At 67.5% G+C, this 20,696-nt stretch carries 18 protein-coding genes and 1 pseudogene; 5 read left to right on the top strand and 14 right to left on the bottom strand.

The window, feature by feature from the left end:
* Positions 1–63: 63 nt before the first annotated feature.
* Together AC1C2U_RS13530 and AC1C2U_RS13525 are read right to left on the bottom strand one after the other, a co-directional pair.
* On the bottom strand, positions 64–369 hold the full coding sequence (locus AC1C2U_RS13530) for a hypothetical protein (protein WP_495362763.1): 306 nt from the start codon (positions 367–369) through the stop codon (positions 64–66).
* Between the two features lie 60 nt (positions 370–429).
* A pseudogene (locus tag AC1C2U_RS13525) lies at positions 430–1,020 on the bottom strand (beta-1,6-N-acetylglucosaminyltransferase); the annotation flags it as partial.
* Positions 1,021–1,300: 280 nt separating this feature from the next.
* Here AC1C2U_RS13525 and AC1C2U_RS13520 point away from each other — a divergent pair.
* Positions 1,301–1,945, top strand: a complete 645-nt coding sequence (locus AC1C2U_RS13520) for an FkbM family methyltransferase (RefSeq protein ID WP_495362284.1) — start codon at positions 1,301–1,303, stop codon at positions 1,943–1,945.
* Here AC1C2U_RS13520 and AC1C2U_RS13515 read toward each other — a convergent pair.
* Positions 1,935–3,212: a glycosyltransferase gene (locus AC1C2U_RS13515; protein ID WP_495362283.1), complete on the bottom strand. Its 1,278-nt coding sequence runs from the start codon at positions 3,210–3,212 to the stop codon at positions 1,935–1,937. The two genes, AC1C2U_RS13520 and AC1C2U_RS13515, sit on opposite strands and share 11 nt — an antisense overlap.
* Before the next feature lie 42 nt (positions 3,213–3,254).
* Between AC1C2U_RS13515 and AC1C2U_RS13510 the strand changes: the two genes are divergently transcribed.
* From AC1C2U_RS13510 to AC1C2U_RS13500, 3 genes are read left to right on the top strand one after another with little or no spacing between them, the layout of a single operon-like run.
* Positions 3,255–3,842: an LbetaH domain-containing protein gene (locus AC1C2U_RS13510; protein WP_495362282.1), complete on the top strand. Its 588-nt coding sequence runs from the start codon at positions 3,255–3,257 to the stop codon at positions 3,840–3,842.
* On the top strand, positions 3,843–5,027 hold the full coding sequence (locus tag AC1C2U_RS13505) for a glycosyltransferase (RefSeq protein WP_495362281.1): 1,185 nt from the start codon (positions 3,843–3,845) through the stop codon (positions 5,025–5,027).
* Between the two features lie 13 nt (positions 5,028–5,040).
* The gene (locus AC1C2U_RS13500) at positions 5,041–6,120 is read left to right on the top strand and encodes a glycosyltransferase (protein WP_495362280.1); all 1,080 of its coding nucleotides are present in this window, start codon (positions 5,041–5,043) and stop codon (positions 6,118–6,120) included.
* A gap of 35 nt (positions 6,121–6,155) precedes the next feature.
* Here the strand turns inward: AC1C2U_RS13500 and AC1C2U_RS13495 are convergent, their stop codons facing one another.
* From AC1C2U_RS13495 to AC1C2U_RS13465, 7 genes are all read right to left on the bottom strand, one after another.
* A complete protein-coding gene (locus AC1C2U_RS13495) occupies positions 6,156–6,899 on the bottom strand; it encodes a hypothetical protein (RefSeq protein WP_495362279.1) in 744 nt (247 codons plus the stop codon).
* Positions 6,896–8,377: an O-antigen ligase family protein gene (locus AC1C2U_RS13490; protein WP_495362278.1), complete on the bottom strand. Its 1,482-nt coding sequence runs from the start codon at positions 8,375–8,377 to the stop codon at positions 6,896–6,898. The genes AC1C2U_RS13495 and AC1C2U_RS13490 overlap by 4 nt, the downstream gene beginning before the upstream one ends.
* Positions 8,374–9,585: a lipopolysaccharide biosynthesis protein gene (locus AC1C2U_RS13485; RefSeq protein ID WP_495362277.1), complete on the bottom strand. Its 1,212-nt coding sequence runs from the start codon at positions 9,583–9,585 to the stop codon at positions 8,374–8,376. Before AC1C2U_RS13485 ends, AC1C2U_RS13490 begins: the two co-directional genes overlap by 4 nt.
* Before the next feature lie 35 nt (positions 9,586–9,620).
* Positions 9,621–10,760, bottom strand: coding sequence for a glycosyltransferase (locus tag AC1C2U_RS13480; RefSeq protein ID WP_495362276.1), 1,140 nt, complete (start codon positions 10,758–10,760; stop codon positions 9,621–9,623).
* Entirely contained in the window at positions 10,757–12,157 is a 1,401-nt protein-coding gene (locus AC1C2U_RS13475; protein ID WP_495362275.1) for a sugar transferase, read from the bottom strand. The genes AC1C2U_RS13480 and AC1C2U_RS13475 overlap by 4 nt, the downstream gene beginning before the upstream one ends.
* Positions 12,158–12,271: 114 nt before the next feature.
* Positions 12,272–12,871, bottom strand: coding sequence for an arsenate reductase/protein-tyrosine-phosphatase family protein (locus AC1C2U_RS13470; protein ID WP_495362274.1), 600 nt, complete (start codon positions 12,869–12,871; stop codon positions 12,272–12,274).
* A complete protein-coding gene (locus AC1C2U_RS13465) occupies positions 12,868–14,268 on the bottom strand; it encodes a tyrosine-protein kinase domain-containing protein (protein WP_495362273.1) in 1,401 nt (466 codons plus the stop codon). The genes AC1C2U_RS13470 and AC1C2U_RS13465 overlap by 4 nt, the downstream gene beginning before the upstream one ends.
* A 33-nt stretch (positions 14,269–14,301) precedes the next feature.
* On the opposite strand from AC1C2U_RS13465, the gene AC1C2U_RS13460 reads away from it, so the two are divergent.
* Entirely contained in the window at positions 14,302–15,084 is a 783-nt protein-coding gene (locus AC1C2U_RS13460) for a CPBP family glutamic-type intramembrane protease (RefSeq protein ID WP_495362272.1), read from the top strand.
* Between the two features lie 25 nt (positions 15,085–15,109).
* Here the strand turns inward: AC1C2U_RS13460 and AC1C2U_RS13455 are convergent, their stop codons facing one another.
* The 4 genes from AC1C2U_RS13455 to AC1C2U_RS13440 form a co-directional block, all read right to left on the bottom strand.
* Entirely contained in the window at positions 15,110–15,754 is a 645-nt protein-coding gene (locus tag AC1C2U_RS13455) for a thymidine kinase (RefSeq protein WP_495362271.1), read from the bottom strand.
* 52 nt (positions 15,755–15,806) lie between these two features.
* The gene (locus AC1C2U_RS13450; protein WP_495362270.1) at positions 15,807–16,946 is read right to left on the bottom strand and encodes a hypothetical protein; all 1,140 of its coding nucleotides are present in this window, start codon (positions 16,944–16,946) and stop codon (positions 15,807–15,809) included.
* Positions 16,947–16,954: 8 nt separating this feature from the next.
* On the bottom strand, positions 16,955–18,340 hold the full coding sequence (locus tag AC1C2U_RS13445; RefSeq protein WP_495362269.1) for a sensor histidine kinase: 1,386 nt from the start codon (positions 18,338–18,340) through the stop codon (positions 16,955–16,957).
* 92 nt (positions 18,341–18,432) lie between these two features.
* Positions 18,433–20,583: an intein-containing Rv2578c family radical SAM protein gene (locus tag AC1C2U_RS13440; RefSeq protein WP_495362268.1), complete on the bottom strand. Its 2,151-nt coding sequence runs from the start codon at positions 20,581–20,583 to the stop codon at positions 18,433–18,435.
* Between the last annotated feature and the right edge of the window lie 113 nt (positions 20,584–20,696).

The raw sequence follows: 20,696 nt of genomic DNA, 5'->3' as shown, positions 1-20,696 counted from the left end.
CCGGGCCGCACGGTCGAGCGGTCCGGGCGTGTACGCAGAATCGGCAAGCGTCAATGTGTCCTCCTACTCAACCGGGGAGCTCTGGGAGGGCGGAGAGATGTCCAAGAGTTCTCGATCGATACGGTCGAGGAGGAGCGCGCTACGACCGGTCTCGACCTTTCGAAGAAAATACATGTCTGACGCGACGACTTCCGACCAATCCTCCTCGGTGTACACCTTGACGAGCGACGGATGGATGTGGTGCAAATTCGCGTAACGCCAGTTGCCTGGGCCCGCATACGGCACGCGTCCGCCGGGAAGGGCACCGCCGGTCTCCTCACCGCGGGGGCTGCTCGCCGCGAGGCTCTGGTAGAACTTCTCCTCAGGCACGAACACCGCCCTGAAGTAGCGTTCGGCCTCGGGTGTGACGCGGCGCTCGAGGTGAGCGGCGAAGCTCGCAGTGACGGCGAAGTGTGTGGGCCCATGAGCGATCGTGAGATCGTTCGGTGGGCGGGGGGTGTCTCTCCGTGCCCGAGCCAGCAATTCGAGGGCTCGAATGACGCCGTTGCGAGTCTTCCGAAGAAGCCTCGACGAAGTGTGCCGCTGCAATAGGCGGAGGTCACGGAAATGGCGAGCGTCGACTTGCGACTCGTACTTCCTCTCGGTGCCCGCGATCGTGAAGTAGTTCATGAGTTGTCGCCCGTCGAGGCCGTGAAGGTATGCATCAAGCGCCTCCACGGGCCTGATCGGGTAGTCCTGGCCCGACAGCAGGACAATGTACTCGTTCGGCGCTGCAATCTCTATCGCCCGCCGAACCAGTCGGCGAATCGCTTCGACTTGACTCCACCCACCCCAATTGACCAAGACTCGCTTCGGCACGAATTCCACACGCTCCGCATCTGCAGGCCTGATGGACTTCCGGAAGGCTTGCTCGTCGACCTTGGCATCGACATGGACGATGACGCGCTGAGGGCTGAGACGCGCAATGACTCGACCCAGCAGATCTGGCTCTCGGAAGGTGTAGATGACGAATACGGTCACAGCACCAGTCCCGCGATCGAACCCATGTCTCTGTCATGGTCCACGGCGAGATACGACCCGTCCTGTCCCGTGATGCCCGTGGTGAGTGCCCGCTTACCCACGTAGTTCCCCCAAAGAACGTGTTGCCCCCGCGCTCAGACTAACCCGGGCCGGACGAAGGCGCACGCACGACGGGCGCTCCGAGTACAGGCTTGCCGTCGCGGCCCGGAATCCCGCAGACAAGTGGGCGCCCTCCCATAGAGTGGCGCATGTGGGGACATCTCAGCGGATCGTTCACGGAGTGCGCACTCGACTGCGGAACCTGCGCCTGCGCGCAGCGGTTCGAGTGCACGACCCGCACGGCTTGGTGCGCCTCGGCAGCGAGTACGGAGGCTGGTGGGTGCCGATCGGCATGATCGATCAGGCATCGATCTGCTACCTGGCGGGCGTCGGCGAAGACGCGACGTTCGATCTCGCGCTCATCGAACGAACCGGGTGCGAAGTGTGGGCGTTCGATCCGACGCCCCGATCGGTGCAGTTCGCTTCGACGATCCGGGAGCCGCGGTTCCACTTCCTCCCGTACGGGGTGTGGAGCGAGGACACGGAGATGAAGTTCTACGCCCCCGCCGACGAGCGGCATGTCTCTCATTCGATCGTCAACATGCAGGAGACCGAGCAGTACTTCTCGGCACGGTGCCTCTCGCTTCTGACGATCATGCACGATCTGGGTCACGAACGGATCGACCTGCTGAAACTGGATATCGAGGGCGCCGAAGTCGCCGTGCTCGATGCGCTGCTCGCCTCCGACATCCGGCCGAGGGTGTTGTGCGTCGAATTCGACGCGCCCGAGCCTGTTGCCGATTCGATCCGCCGCGTCCGTCGGCTCGAAGCCGCGGGCTACGTGTGCCGGAAGATCGAACAGCGCAACCTCACGTTCACTCGTTGACGCGAGGCGCTCGTCGGCCAGCTGGGCGGCGACGATCGTGGTCGCCGGTTGCGCCGACGACCACGGCGCGGAAGCGATCGAGTGCGGTACGCGCATCCAGGGTCTCCTCGCGGAACGCTCGGCCCGCGTTCCCGAGCGCTCGAGAACGTTCAGGGTCCGCTGCAAGCTCTTGCACAGTGCGAAGGAGCTCTGCGGGGGCGTCCGGGTCGACCCGGACGCCCCCGCCCGAGACCGCGATCTCACCCGCCGTCGTACTGCCTCGAGTGGTCGCAGCGATGACCGGCACTCCGCTCGAGAAGTAGGACGTGAGCTTGCTCGGCACCGCGGCATCCGACAGTCCGGGAAGCTCATTCACGAGGAGGACGTCTGCTGCGGACAAGGCAGCGGCGAAATCGGCATCGGGAAGCGGATCGAGGAACTGCACCCGATCGATACCCGCGGCCGCGAGTTCGAGGGCACCGCGCCGGTTGCCGTCGCCGAGGAGTACGAAACGTACCGGGGCTCCGGCCTCGTCGGCGAGTCGAGCCGCCTGCACCAGGTTCTCGAGCCCTTGCTTGGCACCCTGGTTTCCGGCGTGGAGTGCCACAACCTCATCGAGCTGCCAGCCGAGTCGCTGCCGAACGGCCGCTGCGCTCTCTCCGGTGCTGTCTGCGACATGCGTCCAGTTTCGAATCACGGAGATCCGGTCGGGCATCACGCCGAAGTGGTCCGAGAGAGAGGAGCGGAATCGGTCGTGGATGACGACGACCCGGTCCGCGGCACGGAGCATCCTGGACTCGACGCTGCGTACGATCCACGCCCCGCCTGCACCACCCGTGTTCGTCTCGACGATTCCGCGGGTGTAGATGTCCTGAACCCAGATGACGGTGGGCAACCGGCGGACCCGCGCCCGCGCGTGGGCGACCGCAGTGGCGAACAGCGCCGGCGATACCAGGATGACGACGTCTGGGTCTCCCCACCGTGCGGTGAGCAGTCGGATGCCGAACGTGACCTCGGACCAGAGCCGACGGATGCCGCTCGGCCGACGCGGCACGTAGTGGCGCTTCCGAACGAGGTCGACGCCGTTCACGGATTCCCTGCGATTCCACTGGCCGAATCCGGTGCGGATGCGCCACTCTGGGTAGTGGGGATGAGCCGCTATGACGCGCACAGTGAATCCAGTCGACGCGAGGGATTCTGCGAGCATCGTCGTGTACGGCGCGTTTCCCGAATGCTCTGGCGCATAGTGCAACGTGAGGATGGTGATTCGTTTGGCCTCGGCACTCACACCTGCAGACTATCGATGGCACGTTCGTCGGGTCGCGTCGCGATGAGCGATCAGGTTCACGCCGACGACGTGCCGGTGATCCCGCTCGCCGCCGCACCCGGCCAGCGCGTCGCCTGGGACCGCCCTCGAGCGGTCGTGTACCTCTGGGGCATCTTCGAGCAGTTGTTCGTCGTCAACGCCTGGCAGATCAGTTCGGCATTGCGCGTCGGCGTGCTGCGGATGTTCGGTGCCGAGATCGGCACCGGCGTCGTCTTCAGACCCCGCACGCGGGTGAAGTTCCCATGGAAGCTCCACATCGGCGATGACTGCTGGATCGGCGAAGGCGTCTGGTTCCACAACCAGGACCACATCCGCATCGGACGAGATGTCGTCATCTCACAGGAGACCTTGCTCACGACAGGAAGCCACGCCCACCGGGTGGACATGGCCCTCATCACGAGCCCCATCACGATCAAGGACGGCGTGTGGATCACGTCGCGCTGCATCGTGCTCGGCGGCAGCCGGCTCGGCCGGTCATCGATGGCGAAGCCGATGACCGTCGTGCGCGGTGACGTTCCGGCGAACGCCATCGTCTCCGGACCGGATTGCTCCATCGTGGGCGAACGGCACGCACGTCGACGGGCGTTGTGAATGCGCATCGCCCAGTTCGTCACCCTCGTGTCGGCCGGCGGTGAGTACGGAGGACCGGTCTCGGTGGCCATTGGGCAATCGGAGGAATTGGTCCGGCGCGGACACCATGTCACCCTGTACGCGGCATCCGACCTGCGAACGACTCCCTCGATCGCCGGTGTCGACCTGCAATTGTTCCCCGGCAGCTTCATCGCGGGCCGGCGGTTCGCGGGGCTCATCTCACCGCAGGCCCAACGTGCGTTTTGTGCCGAGCTCCCCCGCTTCGACGTCGTGCACGTGCATCTGGGCCGTGATCTGGTGACGCTCCCGGCAGCACGGGCGGTATCGCGGTCGACGACGCCGCTCATCGTGCAGACCCACGGAATGGTCATCCGCGATCGACGGATGAGCGTACGTCTCGTCGACGCAGTGCTGACTCGTCGTGTGTTGCGCAGTGCGCACGCCGTGCTCGCACTCACCACTGATGAACGAAGCGAACTGGATGCGATCTCGCGCGGCGCCGCGCGGATACGAATGACCACGAATGGACTCCCCCCGCGCGAGGCAAGATCGCCCCGGCGGAAGAGTGGCCCTCCAGAGGTGCTCTTCCTCGCGCGCCTGCACCCACGAAAGCGGGTACTCGCGTTCGCCGAGATGGCGAGCGTGCTCCTCGCGCGCGGTGTGGATGCGAGGTTCACGGTGGTCGGACCCGATGGCGGAGATCTGGCTGCGCTGCACGCGTTCATCCGCGACCGCGGGCTCGGCTCGCGACTGACCTACGAGGGTGCGCTTGCCCCCGATGTCGCCTCCCGGCGAGCGTCCCAAGCTGACGTATACGTACTGCCGAGCGTCGATGAGGTCTTCCCCATGACCGTGCTCGAGTCGATGTCGGTGGGTACGCCTGTGGTGTTGACTGACCGGTGCGCCATCGCCCCGGAACTCCGCGACCACGACGCGGCACTCGTGACCGACCCTTCCGTCGAAGCGCTCGCCGACGGCGTGGAACGGCTCGTCACGGATTCGAACCTTGCCGCCTCGATGGCTGCCAACGCCAGCGCGATGGTGGAGCGCCGGTACTCCATCGGCAGCGTGGTGGACGGGCTCGAAACCGTCTACGCCGAGGCGCGGGCATCCGCTGGGGAACAGGCCGGTAGAACCGCGCGCTCACGACCTACCCAGTCCCCCACCCGACGCAGTCGCGAGTGAGTGGGGGCTCGTCGTGCGCATCCTCGTCACCCAGCCCTACGTCCCCGAGTACCGGGTGGCGTTGTTCGACGAGATCGAACGAATCCTGTCGGAGCACGGCGATTCGCTCCTGGTCGCGAGCGAAGGCGTAAGCGGTTCGCAGCTCCGACGCGGCGACCGTGTCAACGGTCGTCCATGGATGACGGAGCTTCCGACCCGGCGATCAGGCGCCCTCCGGCGCGAGATGGCGCGGCGCGACCCGTCGGTTCCGATTCCCTTCGATGTGCTCGTCTCGGAACTCGCCGGGTCGAACACGCTCGCTTGGGCCACAGCGTTGCGGAGGTCGGTGCCGCTCGTGCTGTGGGGCCACGGGAAGAACTACGTCGGCACCGGCGGCGTCGTCGCGGATCGGCTCAGAAGCGAGCTCGCGAAGCGAGCCGACATGGTCATGACGTACACGGACGGCGGCAGAGCGCACCTGATCGAGCGCCGAGTGCGTGCCGATCGCGTCGTCGCCATCGGCAACAGCACCGACACGCTGGCCCTTCGGGCGGCGCGGGGACGTTGGGAACGCACGGCGACCGAGGCGCCAGTCGCACTGTTCGTCGGCGGACTGGATGAGAGCAAGCGCATCCCCTTCCTCTTGGCCGCGGCCGAGCACGCGCACGCGAGGGACTCGAGCTTCCGGCTCGTCGTGATCGGTCGAGGCGACGAGGAGGAATCGGTGATCCGCGCTGCAGCCGCGACGAAACACATCGACTGGATTCCATCGGCCCGAGGTGATGACCTGGCGCGAATCGCGAGTCGGGCGCGAGCGATCTGGATGCCGGGCCGCGTCGGTCTGGTCGCGGTCGATGCGCTCGCCCTCGGCGTCCCGGTGCACACCACGCCGCACGCATCCCACGCCCCCGAGATCGAACTGCTCCGGCCTCGAGAACTCGAGTACCTCCCCGACGATCCCTCAGCGTTCGCCGAGCGCTCACTTGCGCTGATGCGATCCGATCCTCCGCTTCGGCCGACGTCCGAGCTTCCGACCGTCGAACGGGTTGCCAAACGCTTCGTCGAGGCGGTGCGGCAGGCACGCGCGCGTCACCCGAGAAACGCGGCGCAGTGAGCTGAATCGCCCGTTCCTCACGCGACCGATACGGCTCACACCTGTTTCGACGCGCCCAGCCTCGCCAACGCCGTCTCGAACGGGCGCCGGAACGGCGCGAGCAGTGACCGGCCGCGCCCTTCGTACCTGGTCCCGTCGGTGCCCGACACCCCGATGAAGCTCGGTCGAACCGGGAACCTCGACACGCGCAACCGGTGGAGCGCCGACGCGCGGGCGACGGCCGCCGCAACCGCCTGCTCTGCGTACAGACCCGCGGCGTCGTCGATCACCGGAACGACCTCATCGAACAGGATGCTCCAAGCCGCACTCCGCCCGCCGACGAGGCGAGTGTCGGCGAACGTCCGATCCAGGGTCATCCGTACTCGAACTTCGTCGCGCTCGAGGCTCGAGACGCATCTCGAGCCATTCGACACGACCAGGCGCCCGGTGCATTTGAACAGCGTGCCGCCGCCATCGAGGAGCGAGCGATCGATCGAGTACTCGCGAATCGCGTGGAATTCGCAGGCTCCCTTGCCTCGAACCTCGATCTCGGGAGGGGGAACGACCACGCCGTACCCCACCGACGCGCGCTGCTTCGGCGTGAGTGCGCCGAGCATCTCGTCTCGGTCGGCTCCGCTCGTCTCGACGACGTGAAGGGCGAGATCGTGGGCGGTCGTGATCGCGAACCACGCCGCGATCGCCGACCGGTACTGCTCGAGACGCGCGACCGGATCGACCAGGCGCACAACGCTCGACGACGACGGAGTGACCGTCGCCGTGAGAAGGATCGCGACGCTCATCCGGGTCTGCTCCGGCTGAGACGTGGCGGGTCGCCGTCACTTCCGCGACGGTCTGCAGATGGGGCGGCGAGGATCGGCCCGCTGCCGCGAAGCGACTCGGCGGCCGGTACCCCTCGTTCCATCGCCTCGCGCGCCGCCGCCCCGACCAGCACCGTGAGCAAAGCGACCGAGATCGCGAAACCCTTGTCTTCAGTAACCGACCCGAACGGCAGCAATGCGATCCAGGTGATCACCGCGCCTCGAGCCACGGTGAGCTCGACGAGCCATGGGCCGCCGGCCCTGGCGAGGAGCGACCGGACGATCAACCCGAAGGCGAAGAGCAGCACTGCCGCACCCACCAGGCCGAACTTCGCGAGGAACGTGATCGGGGTGTCCAGAGTGAAGAGCGAGCCATCCCGTCCCGTGAACACGTTCGGGAACGTTGCACCGACCCCCTGTCCCATGGCGGGGTTCGCCGTGAACGCCTCCCACGCGAGGGCGTACGCGTTCTGTCGAGCACGTCCCGATGCGTCGGAGCCGACGCCCCCGAGTACGGTCGCGCCGATCGACGAGAGCCGAGCCTCGACGAAGTCCCGCGACGAGAGGATGATCCCTGCGAGCGGTAGCGCCAGCACCAGCACCGCCGCGCTCGCAGCCCCGGCGAGCGCGGCCCGCGAGAAGGGAACTCTCGACTTCTTCGGCGACCCGACGATTGCGAGAAGCGAGACGACGAGCACGATACCGGTACGCGTTCCGGTGACGAGCACTGCGACCAGGATCCCCAGGGCACCGATGAGCCAGGCCGCATTGATGACCTTCGGCGCCAGCGCGAGGGTCAGACAGAGCGCCAGCGGCACGGTCAGCGCGAGCAGCGAGGCGAGGAGGGGCTGATCCGCGATGTCGTCCGTGAGGCCTCGTCGGGAGATCCAGGCGATCGCGAATCCGATCGCCGACAGTGCGCCCGCACCGACGGTGACGATGCGAGCGTATCTGGACGAGACCTCCGATGCCGCGTCGATTCCCAGCACGACCGCCGCTGCAGGGAGGAGCTGCGTGAGCCCATCACGAGCCCAAGCCTCGAGCGACAGGCCGCTGAAGGCGGCCTGCAAGAGTGAGACCCCGAGGATCCATGCTGCAAGGATGATCGCCCCGTATACCGCCCCTCGGAACCGATGCGCCCACGGCGAAGCGAGCACCTTGCCGAGCCGCACCCCCGAGATCAGCACCGAGACTGCGACGTACGCCACATACACGAGCTTCGGCGTCGTCAACCCTTCGCTCGTCTGGAAGACCGCCAACGCACCCACGATGAAGAACCCGAACCGGAACCACGCCCGCCCGAGACCCAGGATCGCGATCGCGGCAGGAAGGACGAGGAGCGACTCCGGCAGCAGGATCGCCGCGGAGACCACCGCAGCGACGACGAGCGCGCCGAGAGCGAGCACCGTCCAATGTCGATCGGGCCAGCGGAGGCGCACACCGTCCAGGCGCCCGGTCACGCGCTACCCCCAGACGCATCGACGCCGGCACGGTCGGAGGAGCGCGTGATCACGAGCGTCGCGATCAACAGGCCGAGGAGGATCACCTGCATGACATTCAACGCGATGGCGGCGCTCAGCGCCCCGAGCGTCGCAGCGAGTGCGACGATGATCGCGAGTTGCACGACGACCGCTGACACCATGATGGCGCCGACTGCGCGATCGTGGCCACGCGATTGGAGGAGCACCGCCAATGGCTGGTTCGCCGTCGCCACGACGGCGGCGACGCACATGAGCTGCAGAACCGGGGTCGCCGCCGCGTACGCCGGTCCGAGCACCAACGGCACCAGCCACGGTGCGGCGACCGCGATCAGCACGCCGAGCGCGACGCCGACGACCGGCATCCAGATCGCCGTGCGCAGATGCGCCCACGACTCCGCTCGACTCTCGGCGCGAGCAACGAACGGCACCGACGCCGAAGTGAAAGACGAGGTCAGGAGGCCCAGCGGTTGGGTGATCTTGCTCACCGAACCGTAGACGCCCGCGGGGTGCGCTCCGCCGAAGGCGGCCAGCAACGGGAGATCCAGGCTCTGCCCGGCCAGCGCGAGATTGGTCATACCGAAGTAGGCGGTGCCGCGCCACGGATTCGAGAACCGGAAGGGCAGGCGAATCGCTCGCAGCGCCTTCGGCGTCATCGCGATGAGCGCAGCGATACCGACGATCGGGCCGAGTGACAATCCCGCCAGCAGGGCGAGGATCGGGTCGACTCCCAGCGGAATCAGTGCGAACGTCACCGCGACGCTCGCCGATCGATCGCAGATGGTGGCGATCGCGACCCGATCAGCACGAGCTATGGCACGAAGCGGCACACCGAGCGACTGCGCTGCGCTCACGGCGACGAAGAAGTACGGAGCGACCCACCAGTTCGCGCCGCCGACCGTCAGCTGGGCGACGACGACCCACACCACCGCCGCCGCGGACACGAAGACGAGTTTCGTCATGAGGCGATCGGCGAGCGCCGGGTGGCCGAGCGCACTTCGAGCGACGTCCCTGATCCAGAGGGAATTCGCTCCGAAGTCGGCAAGGATCGAAGCGGACATCCCGAAGGCCACGGCGGCGACGACGGCACCGAAATCCGCGGGCGAACTCATCCTTGCGACAACGAGATAGGCGAGGGCGATGATCGCCTGGCCCGTCGCTCCGGCGACCGCAAGCGAGACCGCCTGCACCCCGAGACTGCGAGACCGCGGAACCCGGGCCCGGCTCACGTCGCCCCCAGCAGGGCATCGACGAACTCGGCTCTGCCGACTTCGGTGGCGGAGTCGGTACCGGCCAACGGCGGCCACCGGCCCTCCCTCACGCCGGGAGCGAGCGAGCGCATCGCGTCGGCCAACTGCGAGCCCGCGAGCGGCACCCACACCACGTGCTCGGGATCCGCCGCGGCGGCGGCCCTCAGCGATTCCGCACCCGAACTCAGCACGGGAGTGCCGAGTACCATGGCCTTGCCCATGATCCCGCTGGCCCCCTCATTGGAGTGGGCGACGACCACCGCATCGGCAGCGAGCACGGCGGCGTCCAGTTCGACGTCGGTGAGCACGCGATCGACCTCGACGACGCGGATCCGTGCCATCGCAGCGGCAGAGGAGATCGCGTCCGACGCGTCGGTCGTCTGCTTCCCGGCGACCAGCACGACCGAATGCGGAAGCCCTGCATGCGCGACGGCATCGAGGACGAGCGGCACATTCTTCCGAGCGCTGACCGCCCCCACCACGGCGAACACGAGCTCGTGCGACTCGAGGCCGTAGGCCTCCCGTGCGCGCTGACGTTCTTGCCTGGTTCGTCCGACCGTGACCGTGATCGGGTCGACGACCGAGCGATGAGGCGTGACCGGTCCGCCGCTCGACGACCTGAGCACGAGTACCTCGACACCCGGCCGCCGGCTCGCACGACGTAACAGCGTGCGCTTCACGAACCACTTCAGCTCCGCGGCGCCCGGCACGGCCGACGGTTGGGGTGCGTAACGCATCACCAGACCTCGCATGACCGGCACGGTTCGCGATCGCCCGACTCCGGCCCGGACCAGCCATCGATCTCCGTTCGGCACGATGATGCGGTCTGCGCCGATCGAGGCCGCGAGCGCACGTGCCGACCGGGGAGTGACCGATGACCGCAGCGCGAGGGTGACATCCACCCCCCGCAAGTGAATGTCGAACTCCGCTGAGTCTGGCACGTCCGGCCTTGTCATCAACCATGGACGCAAGCCACGACGCCCCGCTTCCAGCACCAGGAGGCGCACATACGCGAGGCGGTGACCGCCCGCGAGCGGTTCCACGATGAGCACGACGCCGCGCCCAGCGGCACTGCCGGGCTCGCGGTCGATATGCCGAGGCGGTTCCATGGTCACCGCGCTTCGGTCCCAGGCCACAGCACCACTCGCGCCGTGCGCCACAGCAGCACGATGTCGCCAGTGAGCGACCAGTTCTCGACGTAGTAGAGATCGAGTCTGATCGCGTCGTCCCACGCGAGATTCGAACGGCCGCTCACCTGCCAGAGTCCCGTCATGCCCGGTTGCACGAGAAGGCGGCGGCGCGCGGTCCGTTGGTACAACGCCACCTCGGACGGGCGTTGCGGACGCGGGCCGACCAGGCTCATGTCGCCGACGAGGACGTTGACCAGCTGCGGCAGTTCATCGAGCGAGTACTTGCGCAGGACCCGCCCGACTCGCGTGATCCTCGGGTCTTCATCGACCTTGAACAACGGAATGGAGTCCGTGCCCTGATCCGCAAGCAGATCCGTGAGACGACTGTCGGCACCTTCGACCATCGAGCGGAATTTGAAGAGCGTGAAGGAGTCCCCGTTCAGGCCGGCGCGCTCCTGTCGGTACATCACCGGGCCTGGGCCGGAACGCTTGACCAGGATGGCGACGACCGCGAACAACGGCGCCAGCAGCACGAGCAGTGCAAAAGCGCCGACGAGATCGAGCGCACGTTTCGTCACGCGATTGCGCCCCTCCAGTCGCGGTGTCTCCACATGGATGAGCGGCAACCCTGCGACCGGCCTGGTATGGATGCGGGGGCCACCGATGTCGATCAGGCTCGGTGCCATCACGAGATGCTCATGGCCGGGCACGAGTCCCCAGCTGAACTCGCGGGTGCGCTCGGGTGAGAGTTCGTCGGAGCTCGTGATGACGAGGGTATCGGCATCGAGTTGCCGCATGATGTCGAGGGTGAGGTCGAGGTCGCGCTCGACGAACACGCCCGTACCGGCGAGCGTGTCCGCGTCGGCATCCGGCACCACAGCGGCGACGACCCGATACCCGGCCTCCGGAGTCCGTTGGAGCTCGCGCGCGATCGTCGCCGCCGACTCCGCCGAGCCCACGAGCAGCACCCTCGACGTGTAGGCCCCTCGGCGGCGTTGCACTCCCAACCACTGCCGCCACATCCAGCGCGAGAACAGCAGCACGAGCACGCCGAGCGGGAAGGCGATGAGGATGTACCCGCGCGCGAGATCGATCTTGAACAGGAAGGCAACGATGGCGACGAGGCCGAACAGCCGAACTGAGGCATCCGTAACCGCACGGTACTCCTGCGAGCCGACGCCGAGCACACGGAATGATCGGGTGTCGAAGAGCTGCAACGCCACCATCCACGAAACCACGAGCAACACCGAGACGACGGTGTAGCTGATCGCGATGTCCTCGCGCGAACCGCTGAACCCCGTCGCCGACTGGTCGAGCCCGAGCCAGCCGATCTGCGTGCCGAACGCCACCCACAACAGCACGAGCAGGTCGGTGAGCGCCACCCGTCCGGCGTAACGCCCCGACCAGGTGCTCGTGTCCTCTCGGTCGACTCGCGCGAACGGTCGAGTCACCACCACGAGACACCACCCGGGCGGCAGTCGACGGATGCCGCGATCTCACGCGCTCGCACGTCGCCCTCCCCGCACCCCGGCTGCGAGCGCCGCGACGATCGCGTCGACTGCGATGTCGATGATGCGGCCGGTCTCCGCATACGCCTGCTCCGACAGACCGAACGGGTCGGGCACGTCGTCATCGCCAGGCTCCGCCGGCGGCGCCGCCAGACCGCGGCTGAGCGCAGCGAGTTCGATGATCGAAAGCACCTCGGTTCCGTCCGGCACCGTTCCGGCGGCATCCTCCGCCGTCAGGAGACCGGCGATCCGTTCGAGCTCCCGAAGCGTGAACGTGCGACGCGCCGCCCTCGGAATGATGGAGACCACGGCCGCGCGATGCTCCCTCGTCGCCGTGAGCACGAGATCGGCGGCCACGATCGACTCCGGCTCCAATTGCGCGGCGACATGGCCCGACGGGTCGGCGCCGAGCGATCGAGCGGATTCCGCAGCGTCGGCTGTCATCGGACGACCGACGAGCGCAGCAGTCCCGGCGCTCGAGACGAGCGCGTCGATGCCCGCCCGCTCCAGGCGCGTCGCGATGAGCCGTTCGGCAAGCGGAGATCGGCACACGTTGCCCGTGCACACGACGAGGATCGACAGCGTCATGTGGCCACCCGCTCCGGGGAATAGCCGTAGCCGTACCCAGCCCCATAGCGGCCGTAGCCGTACGCGTCGGGCCCTTTCGTGGGCAGCATCGTGAGCACGATGCCCGAAACGGGCGCGCCGACCGTCTCGAGCGCTGCGATCGCGCCCTTCAGGTGGCCCTTGTGGGCGCGGCCTGCGGCGACCACGACGAGCGTGCCGCCCACACTGCGGGCCAGCACCGCGGCATCCGTCACCGGCAGGAGCGGCGGCGAATCGAAGAGCACTATGTCGAACGCTCGGGTGAGCTCCTGGACGACGTCGGCCATCGCGGACGAACCGAGGAGTTCACTCGGGTTCGGCGGGATCCGACCCGCCGGCAGCACGTGCAGCGAATTCCGGCCCCAGGGCTGGATGACATCGACGAGTGAGGCCCGTCCGATGAGGACGTCGGTCAATCCGACCGCGCCTTCGATGCCGAGGTAGCTTGCGATCTTGGGCCGGCGAAGGTCGGCATCGACGAGCAGCACTCGCGAACCGGCATCGGCCAGGGCGATCGCGAGATTCGACGCCGTCGTCGACTTGCCCTCGGACTCCACCGACGAGGTGACCACGAACCCTCGCTTGGTTCGACCCGCCTCGAGGAATTGGAGGTTCGTGCGCAGGGTGCGGAACGACTCGGCGCGCGCCGAGTGCGGGTCGGCGTGCACGATGAGCGGCCGGTCCTTCGCTCTCGGATCCGCCGCGATGCCGCCGATCACTGGCGCATCGGTGATCTGCTCGACGTCGTGCTCGTTGCGGATTCGCGTGTCGAGGGTCTCTCGCAAGACGGCGATCGCGATTCCGAGGGCGAGGCCGACGAAGCCGCCGAGCAGGAGGTTGAGGGCGAGGTTCGGGCTCACCGGACTCTGCGGCACCGCCGCGTGCTGCACGAGAGTGAGCCGGACCTGCGACGGCACCGGCTCCGCCTCGTCGACCCCGGGCGTCGATTCGATGGACTCGACCACCTTCGAGAGGCTCTCCGAGACGCCGGTTGCGATCTCTGCGGCGAGTGCGGGGTCTTCGTCGACGACCGTGATCTCGATGAGGGTCGTGTCGAGTGGCGCCGTCGCGGACACTTTCCGTGCAAGTTGGTCGCCCGTCGCGTCGAGCCTGAGTTCCGCGATGACCGGCAACAGCACGATCGGCGTCGTCGCGAGGTCGGCGTAGGTCTTCACCCGCTGTTGTGTGAAGCTGTTGCCCTGTTGCAGGTCGGACACCGTCGTCGTCCCTGAGGTCGACACGAACACCTTCGCAGTCGAGCTGTATTTCGGTGTCTGCAGCATCGACACGAGCAGGGCGACGAGCACCCCGGCCACCGTCAGGATGACGATGAGCAGCCAACTCTGTCGCAGAATGCGGAGATAGTCGCGAAGTTCCAACCCTGCCTCCCCCCGAGGGCTACGCTGTGCAGCGTGGTCGATCCCCAAACTACCGTGCGGGAAGGCCGGAATGCCACGCATCCGGCCACCGAGTCTCGCTGGGGCGTCACGGATGTCGCGATCGGCGTGCTGCTCGCCCTCGCGCTCGGTTCCGGGTGGACGTGGTTGACCCGCACAGTCGTGATCGCCGAGGGCATGCAGGTCCTCGGCGCGTATCTCGCGATCTGGCTCCCCCTGTTCGGCACGTTGCTCGTTGCGAGCTATGTTCGCGGCAGCCGCTCGCTGGTGCGCGACTTCGGGCTGCGGTTCACCTGGCTCGACCTGGTGTGGGGCATCGGACTCGGTCTGCTCGTCCGCGGAGTGACGAGTCTCATCGAGCTCGCCGCGGTGGGGCGGACGTCATTCGCCGGGTCGGTGCTCGAGCCGCCGACCGGGTTCGCGTTCGTCTTCGGCGTACTGGTCGCGCCGATCCTCATCGGCCCGATCGTCGAGGAGCTCTTCTTCCGCGGGCTCGCGCTGCGAGCACTCGAGCGGTCTGCGAGCACCGCCGGAGGCGCCGGAGGCACTGCAGCACCGCGACGGATCGCGGTATCCGTCGCCGTCGTCGTATCGGCCGCCGTCTTCGCACTGCTCCACCTGTTCGACGGAGCCGCCATGACCGCGGGTACGGCGGTCGTCACGTTCAGCGGCCCGTTCGTGCTCGGCCTCGGCGCGGGTCTTCTCACCGTGCTGACCGGTCGCCTCGGTGGAGCAGTCATCGGGCACGTGGTCTACAACAGCGTGCTGATCGTCACACTCGTGAGCAATATAGGCTGAGGCGCGCTCACGTCTCAAGCGAGCATCAGTGGTGGCGCCCGTTCAGCACCCCGCCGCTCTCTTCGAGATAGCAGACTCCGCAGAGCGACTCGTAGGTGACCGCTTGAACGCCACTTGCGCTGAGGCCCGTCGAAGCGTCGATCGCGACCTGGTCGCCGTCGAAGACGAACCGGCCGTCGATGAGCCGGGCGTTGAAGATCGCCTTGCGACCGCATCGGCAGATGGTCTTCAGCTCTTCGAGACTGTGCGCCACCTCGAGCAGCCGGCGGCTGCCGGGAAACGCAACCGTCTGGAAGTCGGTGCGGATGCCGTAGGCCAGCACCGGCACGCCGCCGATGAGGGCGATGCGCAACAGATCGTCGACCTGTTCGGAGTTCAGGAACTGCGCCTCGTCGACGAGGAGGCAGCTCACGTCGCGCCCGTGCTCCTCGACGACCCGGTTGCGATGCAACTGGAACAGGTCGAGCACGTTCGTGCCGGGCGCGATCGTGAAATCGACCTCGCGCACCACACCGAGGCGCGACACGATGTCGCGGTCGCCCTTCGTGTCGATCGCCGGCTTCGTGAGCAGCACCTGATGGCCGCGCTCTTCATAGTTGAACGCGGCCTGGAGCAGCGCCGTCGACTTGCCGGAGTTCATCGCGCCGTAGCGGAAGTACAGTTTCGCCATCTACTCGAACGACCTGTCTGCCGCCGCGCAGCGGATCGGCATCAGTCGCGGCTCACTCGATGTCATAGCTCAACTCCACCGTCACATTCTCTCGCGTCAGGCTCGATTCCGCTCGCAATGCGACGGCACGTGCCACCGCGACGAACCGGTCGAGCTCGCGCCGTGTCGGCGGCGACGTCCCGACCTCGGTGACGAGGCGGATGCGTCCGCGCTCACCATGCTCGCCGTCATTCGAGAACGAGGCCCTGATGTGCCGGGAGCGACCCGCGTCGCCGATCCACGAGATGAGGGCCGTGAGCGCCGAACGCTGGTCGGCCCGGAGGTCGCCGGCGACACCGGTGGGGTCGTCGATGATCGTGTCGACCCCGCGGTTCAACCGCACATCGGCGGCGAGATCGTCGAGCCAGGTCGACTCGATGCCTGCTCGGAGCGCCCGGCGCAGTGCCTCCGCGAGCTCGCGCGCCCGGTCGGCATCGGCCACCGAGATGCGTTCGGCCGTCATGACCCCGGCGAGGAAGGGCAGCACTTCTCGGCCCAGCACCGAGACGGGGCTCTGCCGCACCGACCTGGCGATGCCCGCGCGCAACTCCGCATCGCGTTGCAGCGCCGCCCGGTTCGCCTCGCGCTGCCAGGCCAGGGTCTCCGCGATGATGCCGTAGGAGTACCCGGCAGCCGCGGCCGACATCGCCAGCACCGGGGCCGAGCTCACCGCGATGAGCGCCGCCAACGGGGCATCCGATGCCGTGTACGCCGACGCGCCCACGACGAGGATCGAGAGCACGACCGCTGACAGCACCCCGGCGAGCGCCGATGACACCCATGTGCAGAACGGGGCGAGCGCGAGGATCAGCATGCCGATCACCGCCGGCCCGAAGTCGTCGTAGAGATACCGGTTGTTGCCGATGGTGCTCACATATTCGGCGATTGCCGCGCCGACCGACAGGGTCACGACGAGCCACAGCCGCTCGGCGGTGAACGGCGCTCGTGCCGGTGATGCGGAAACTGCAGCCGCCGTGCCGGCGCCGGCCACGAGCACGAGCGCGACGATCGCGGCGACCGGCGAACCGACCTCGTCCCAGTGCCACCACGTCAACGAGCCCGCCAGTGCGAACGCGAGCAGCGCACCGATCGTCACGATCGGTGACGCGGCGATCGCCCCGATCGGATCGGCCTCTTGTTGCGTGAGTCGCATGCGCCCGCTCATTCGCCGCCCTCGGGCACGGTCAACACGATGGTCGTGCCGATGCCTTTCGTCGACCACAGGCGCACCGTGCCATGCTCCTGCTCGATTCGAGCGCGAATCGAGGTGCGCAATCCGATGCGGTCGGGTGGCACCTCGGCCTCGTCGAAGCCGACGCCGCTGTCCATCACCGCGACCGTCACCTCGCCACCGCCGAGGCCCAGGGCGAGCTCGGCCTGCGAGACGCCGGCGTGGCGGGCGACGTTGATGAGGCATTGCGCCACCGCTGCGTCGAGGGCCGCCACGCGCCGCGGTCCGAGGGTGCCGAGCACCGCGAAGTCACCGGTGACCCGCACCTCGAGGCCTGCGTTCGCGGCGGAAGAGAATGCGTGGCCGAGCGAAGGTGCGGTCTCTTCGGTCGGCGCGCGGGGGTCGATGGATGCCGCGTTGCGGCCGCTGCGCTGTCTCGAACGCCGTGCGCTGGGCCGTCCGCCTGCTTCCGGACTGCCGCCGCTCCAACCTTGCGCGCCGCCGGCCCCGGCCGCGCCGACCGCTGCGGCCGGCGAGTCGTCCGAGGGCTGCTGACGACCGAGCCCGACCCCCGCGAGCTCTGCCGGCGCGGTACCGGCAAGGGCCATCGCATGGTCGATCGCCCAATCACGGCCGACGATGAGACCGAGGTCTTGACGGATGCCCACGCGCAGGCGTTCGTCGACCGGGCCCGATCCGTCCGCCGCAATCGCCACGAGATGGCTGAGCGCGGTGTCATGCAGACGGGCGGTGGCACGGAGCTCGTAGTCGTGCCGGATCGAGAGCTCCCGAGTCTGCTGACTCGCCCGGTGCAGCCCGGTCTCCCGACGCATGTCGAGCCGGCGGGTGACACCGTCGAACACTCGCACGACGACGACCAAGCCGAACGCGAGCCCGGCCGAGGCACTCGGAGCGTACGTGCCGCCGATGAGAGCGACCCCGAGGAACGCGGCCGCCTCACCGAGTCCGTAGCCGAGGGTCGCCCACGTGAGCGCGATCACCGAGCCGCTGCCCGCGCCGCCGACGAGGAGCAGCGCGACCCGGGGCAGGGCGAGCACCGCGTTGTTCGTCGTCGTGAATTCACCACCCGGCTCCATGACGATCACGGTCAGCGCGAAGACGACACCGGTACCGATGACGAGATAGATGACGGTGAAGATGACCGTGGGATACCGCACGACGAGGGCGAGCAGCACGATCATGACGAACACGAGCGCAGCGGCCGTCCATCCCTCGGATTCACGGCCGATGGTCGCCATGACGACGCCGAGGATCGTGGCGATGCCGAGGCACGTGAATGCGGCGCAATGACCGGCATTCGCGAGCGCCCGACTCAGCGAATCTCGCGCAAGGTGTCCTGGCAACCCCAGGGTCATCCTGATCCTCCGCTCTACCCGCCCGGCGAACAGCGATGTTCGGGCTTCTGCGGATTATCCCAGTTTCGAGGCCATCCGCGCGGACGACGCGATCAGAACAATGCCGATGGATCGGGCGGCGACCCGAGCATGTCGGGCAGTTCACCCCGCGAGATGGCTCCGCGACGCACATCACCGGCCCGTTGAACGCCGCCCACGACACGCCCGAGCGCCGACGACCGCACGCCCCCGGTCACGGGGTCTTCACGCCCGTGCTCGAGCCCATGCGCCCTGATCAGCGGTCGAATGCGCTCGCCGAGCCACTGCCGATACGCCTTCGGCGCGTAGGCGTTGTTGCCGTAGTACATCGAGCGGTACTTCGGCACGAGTTCGGGGTGGGCTCGCTCAAGCCACTGCATGAACCAGGGCTTGACCGTGCCGCGAAGATGCAACGCCGTGTAGAGCACACTCGTGCCCCCCGCAGCCTTCACCTGGCGTAGTGCCTCGTCGAGGTGGGTCTTGGTGTCGGTGAGGTACGGCAGGATCGGCATGAGGAAGACGGAACAGTCGAGACCTGCCTCGCGCACGGCGGTGACCGTCGCAAGTCTCGCCTTCGCGCTCGGCGTACCCGGCTCCACCGATTGCTGCAACTCGTGATCGTAGATCGCGATCGACATCGCGAGATCGACGGGCACGTGCTCGGCCGCTTCGACGAGGAGCGGCAGATCGCGGCGTAGCAGCGTGCCTTTCGTGAGGATGCTGAAGGGCGTGCCGCTCGAGGCGAGCGCGTCGATGATGCCGGGCATGAGCGAGTAGCGCCCTTCGGCCCGCTGGTAGGGGTCGGTGTTGGTGCCGAGTGCCACGGGCTCGTGCCGCCACGACGGCTTCGCGAGGTCGGCGCGAAGCACCTCGTCGACGTTGACCTTCACGATGATCTGCCGGTCGAAGTCGTCGCCCGCATCGAGGTCGAGGTACTCGTGCGTCGGCCGAGCGAAACAGTTGTGACTGACAACTCCGTTCGCGACGAAGTCGCCGGTCGACGTCGTGATGTCGAGCATGTCGATGATCTCGCCGAGCGGCTCGATTGACACCACGCGGAGGTCGGCGATCGTTTTCACCGTCGCCCCAGTGAGCGCGAGCTTACGGGTAATGGCCGGCTGTGAGACCGCGAAGAACGCGTTTCGTGCTGAGAGTCCTCCGCGAACGCGGATGTTCGCGCCGCCGTTCGATCTCGCCGACTCGCGGACGAACGGAATCTCGAACACCGACAGGGCTCGTTCGATGGCCACGAGGATCGAATCATCCGAGTTGCTGATACGCAGGATGCCCCGCGCGCACGAGCCCTCGGCATCGAAGATGCCCCCGAGGAATCCCGCCGACCATTCGAGATCGGGTTCAGTCGGCCAGTCGACCAGCGACGAGATCGCATCGAAGTCCGCCGCCCGGCTGGTGCGGATGGCTGCTATCGCACGTCTCGTCGCGGTCGCCGGAGCGAACGCGAACGTCGAGGTCACCACGCCCATTCTGCTCAGGTACTCACGCGATCGGTCGAGCGCTTCAGTATCGGCGAGCGCCAGACGGAAGCGACTCGCGAGATAGGTTCCGCCCTTGGCTCTCGGGTAGCGCCGGCGAAGCATCATCGCATCACCCCGCACCATTCCGGTCAGGTATCCCCGCATGTATTCCAGGGAGGAGACCGATGAGGAACTGCGCAAGCCCCGGTCGCCGAACCCGATGAGCGAATTCGATGTCGTGAGATACGGACGCTGCCCCGGCCCTGACATCGCTCCGGTGACGTGCTTCCACCCACGATCAGTCAGGAACCGGTGATCTCCGCTCGCGACGAGGGTCGTGCCGTCGGCAAGGCGCACACGGTAGGCGAGCTTGCGCGTCGACCACTTCGCCAACACCTTCGACGGTGCATACCTTCGGTACGCGCCGACGATCTTCGTACCCATCACCTCATCACCGATCTCGACCGTCGAAAGCGACTTCTGGCGACCATCGGCGAGCGTGATCACCGTGTCGGGGTGCAGGCAATAGGCGCATGCATGTGTGCAGCCCCGATAGGGGTTGATGGTCCAGCCGAACGGCATCGACGATTGGCCGGGCACGCGATTGAGGGCCGACTTCGCGAGTATCTCGTGAAAGGTGACCCCGGCGAAGTCGGGGGTCTGCACCGAGCGCACGAGATTGTTGAGCTTGGCGAGGCCCGGCAACGCGCCGACCTGCTCGACGCCCAATTCCTGTCCACTCCACCGCATACGGACATTCGAACACATGTTCGAATGAGAAGCAAGCGGATGCCTCGGCGCGGCGTGCACACCGCGGCATCCGCTCGCACCGCGGCATCCGCTCGCTCTGCGGCATCCGCTCC

The sequence above is a fragment of the Agromyces sp. Y575 genome (assembly GCF_059445445.1).
This window is presented reverse-complemented; position numbering and strand designations above follow the sequence as displayed.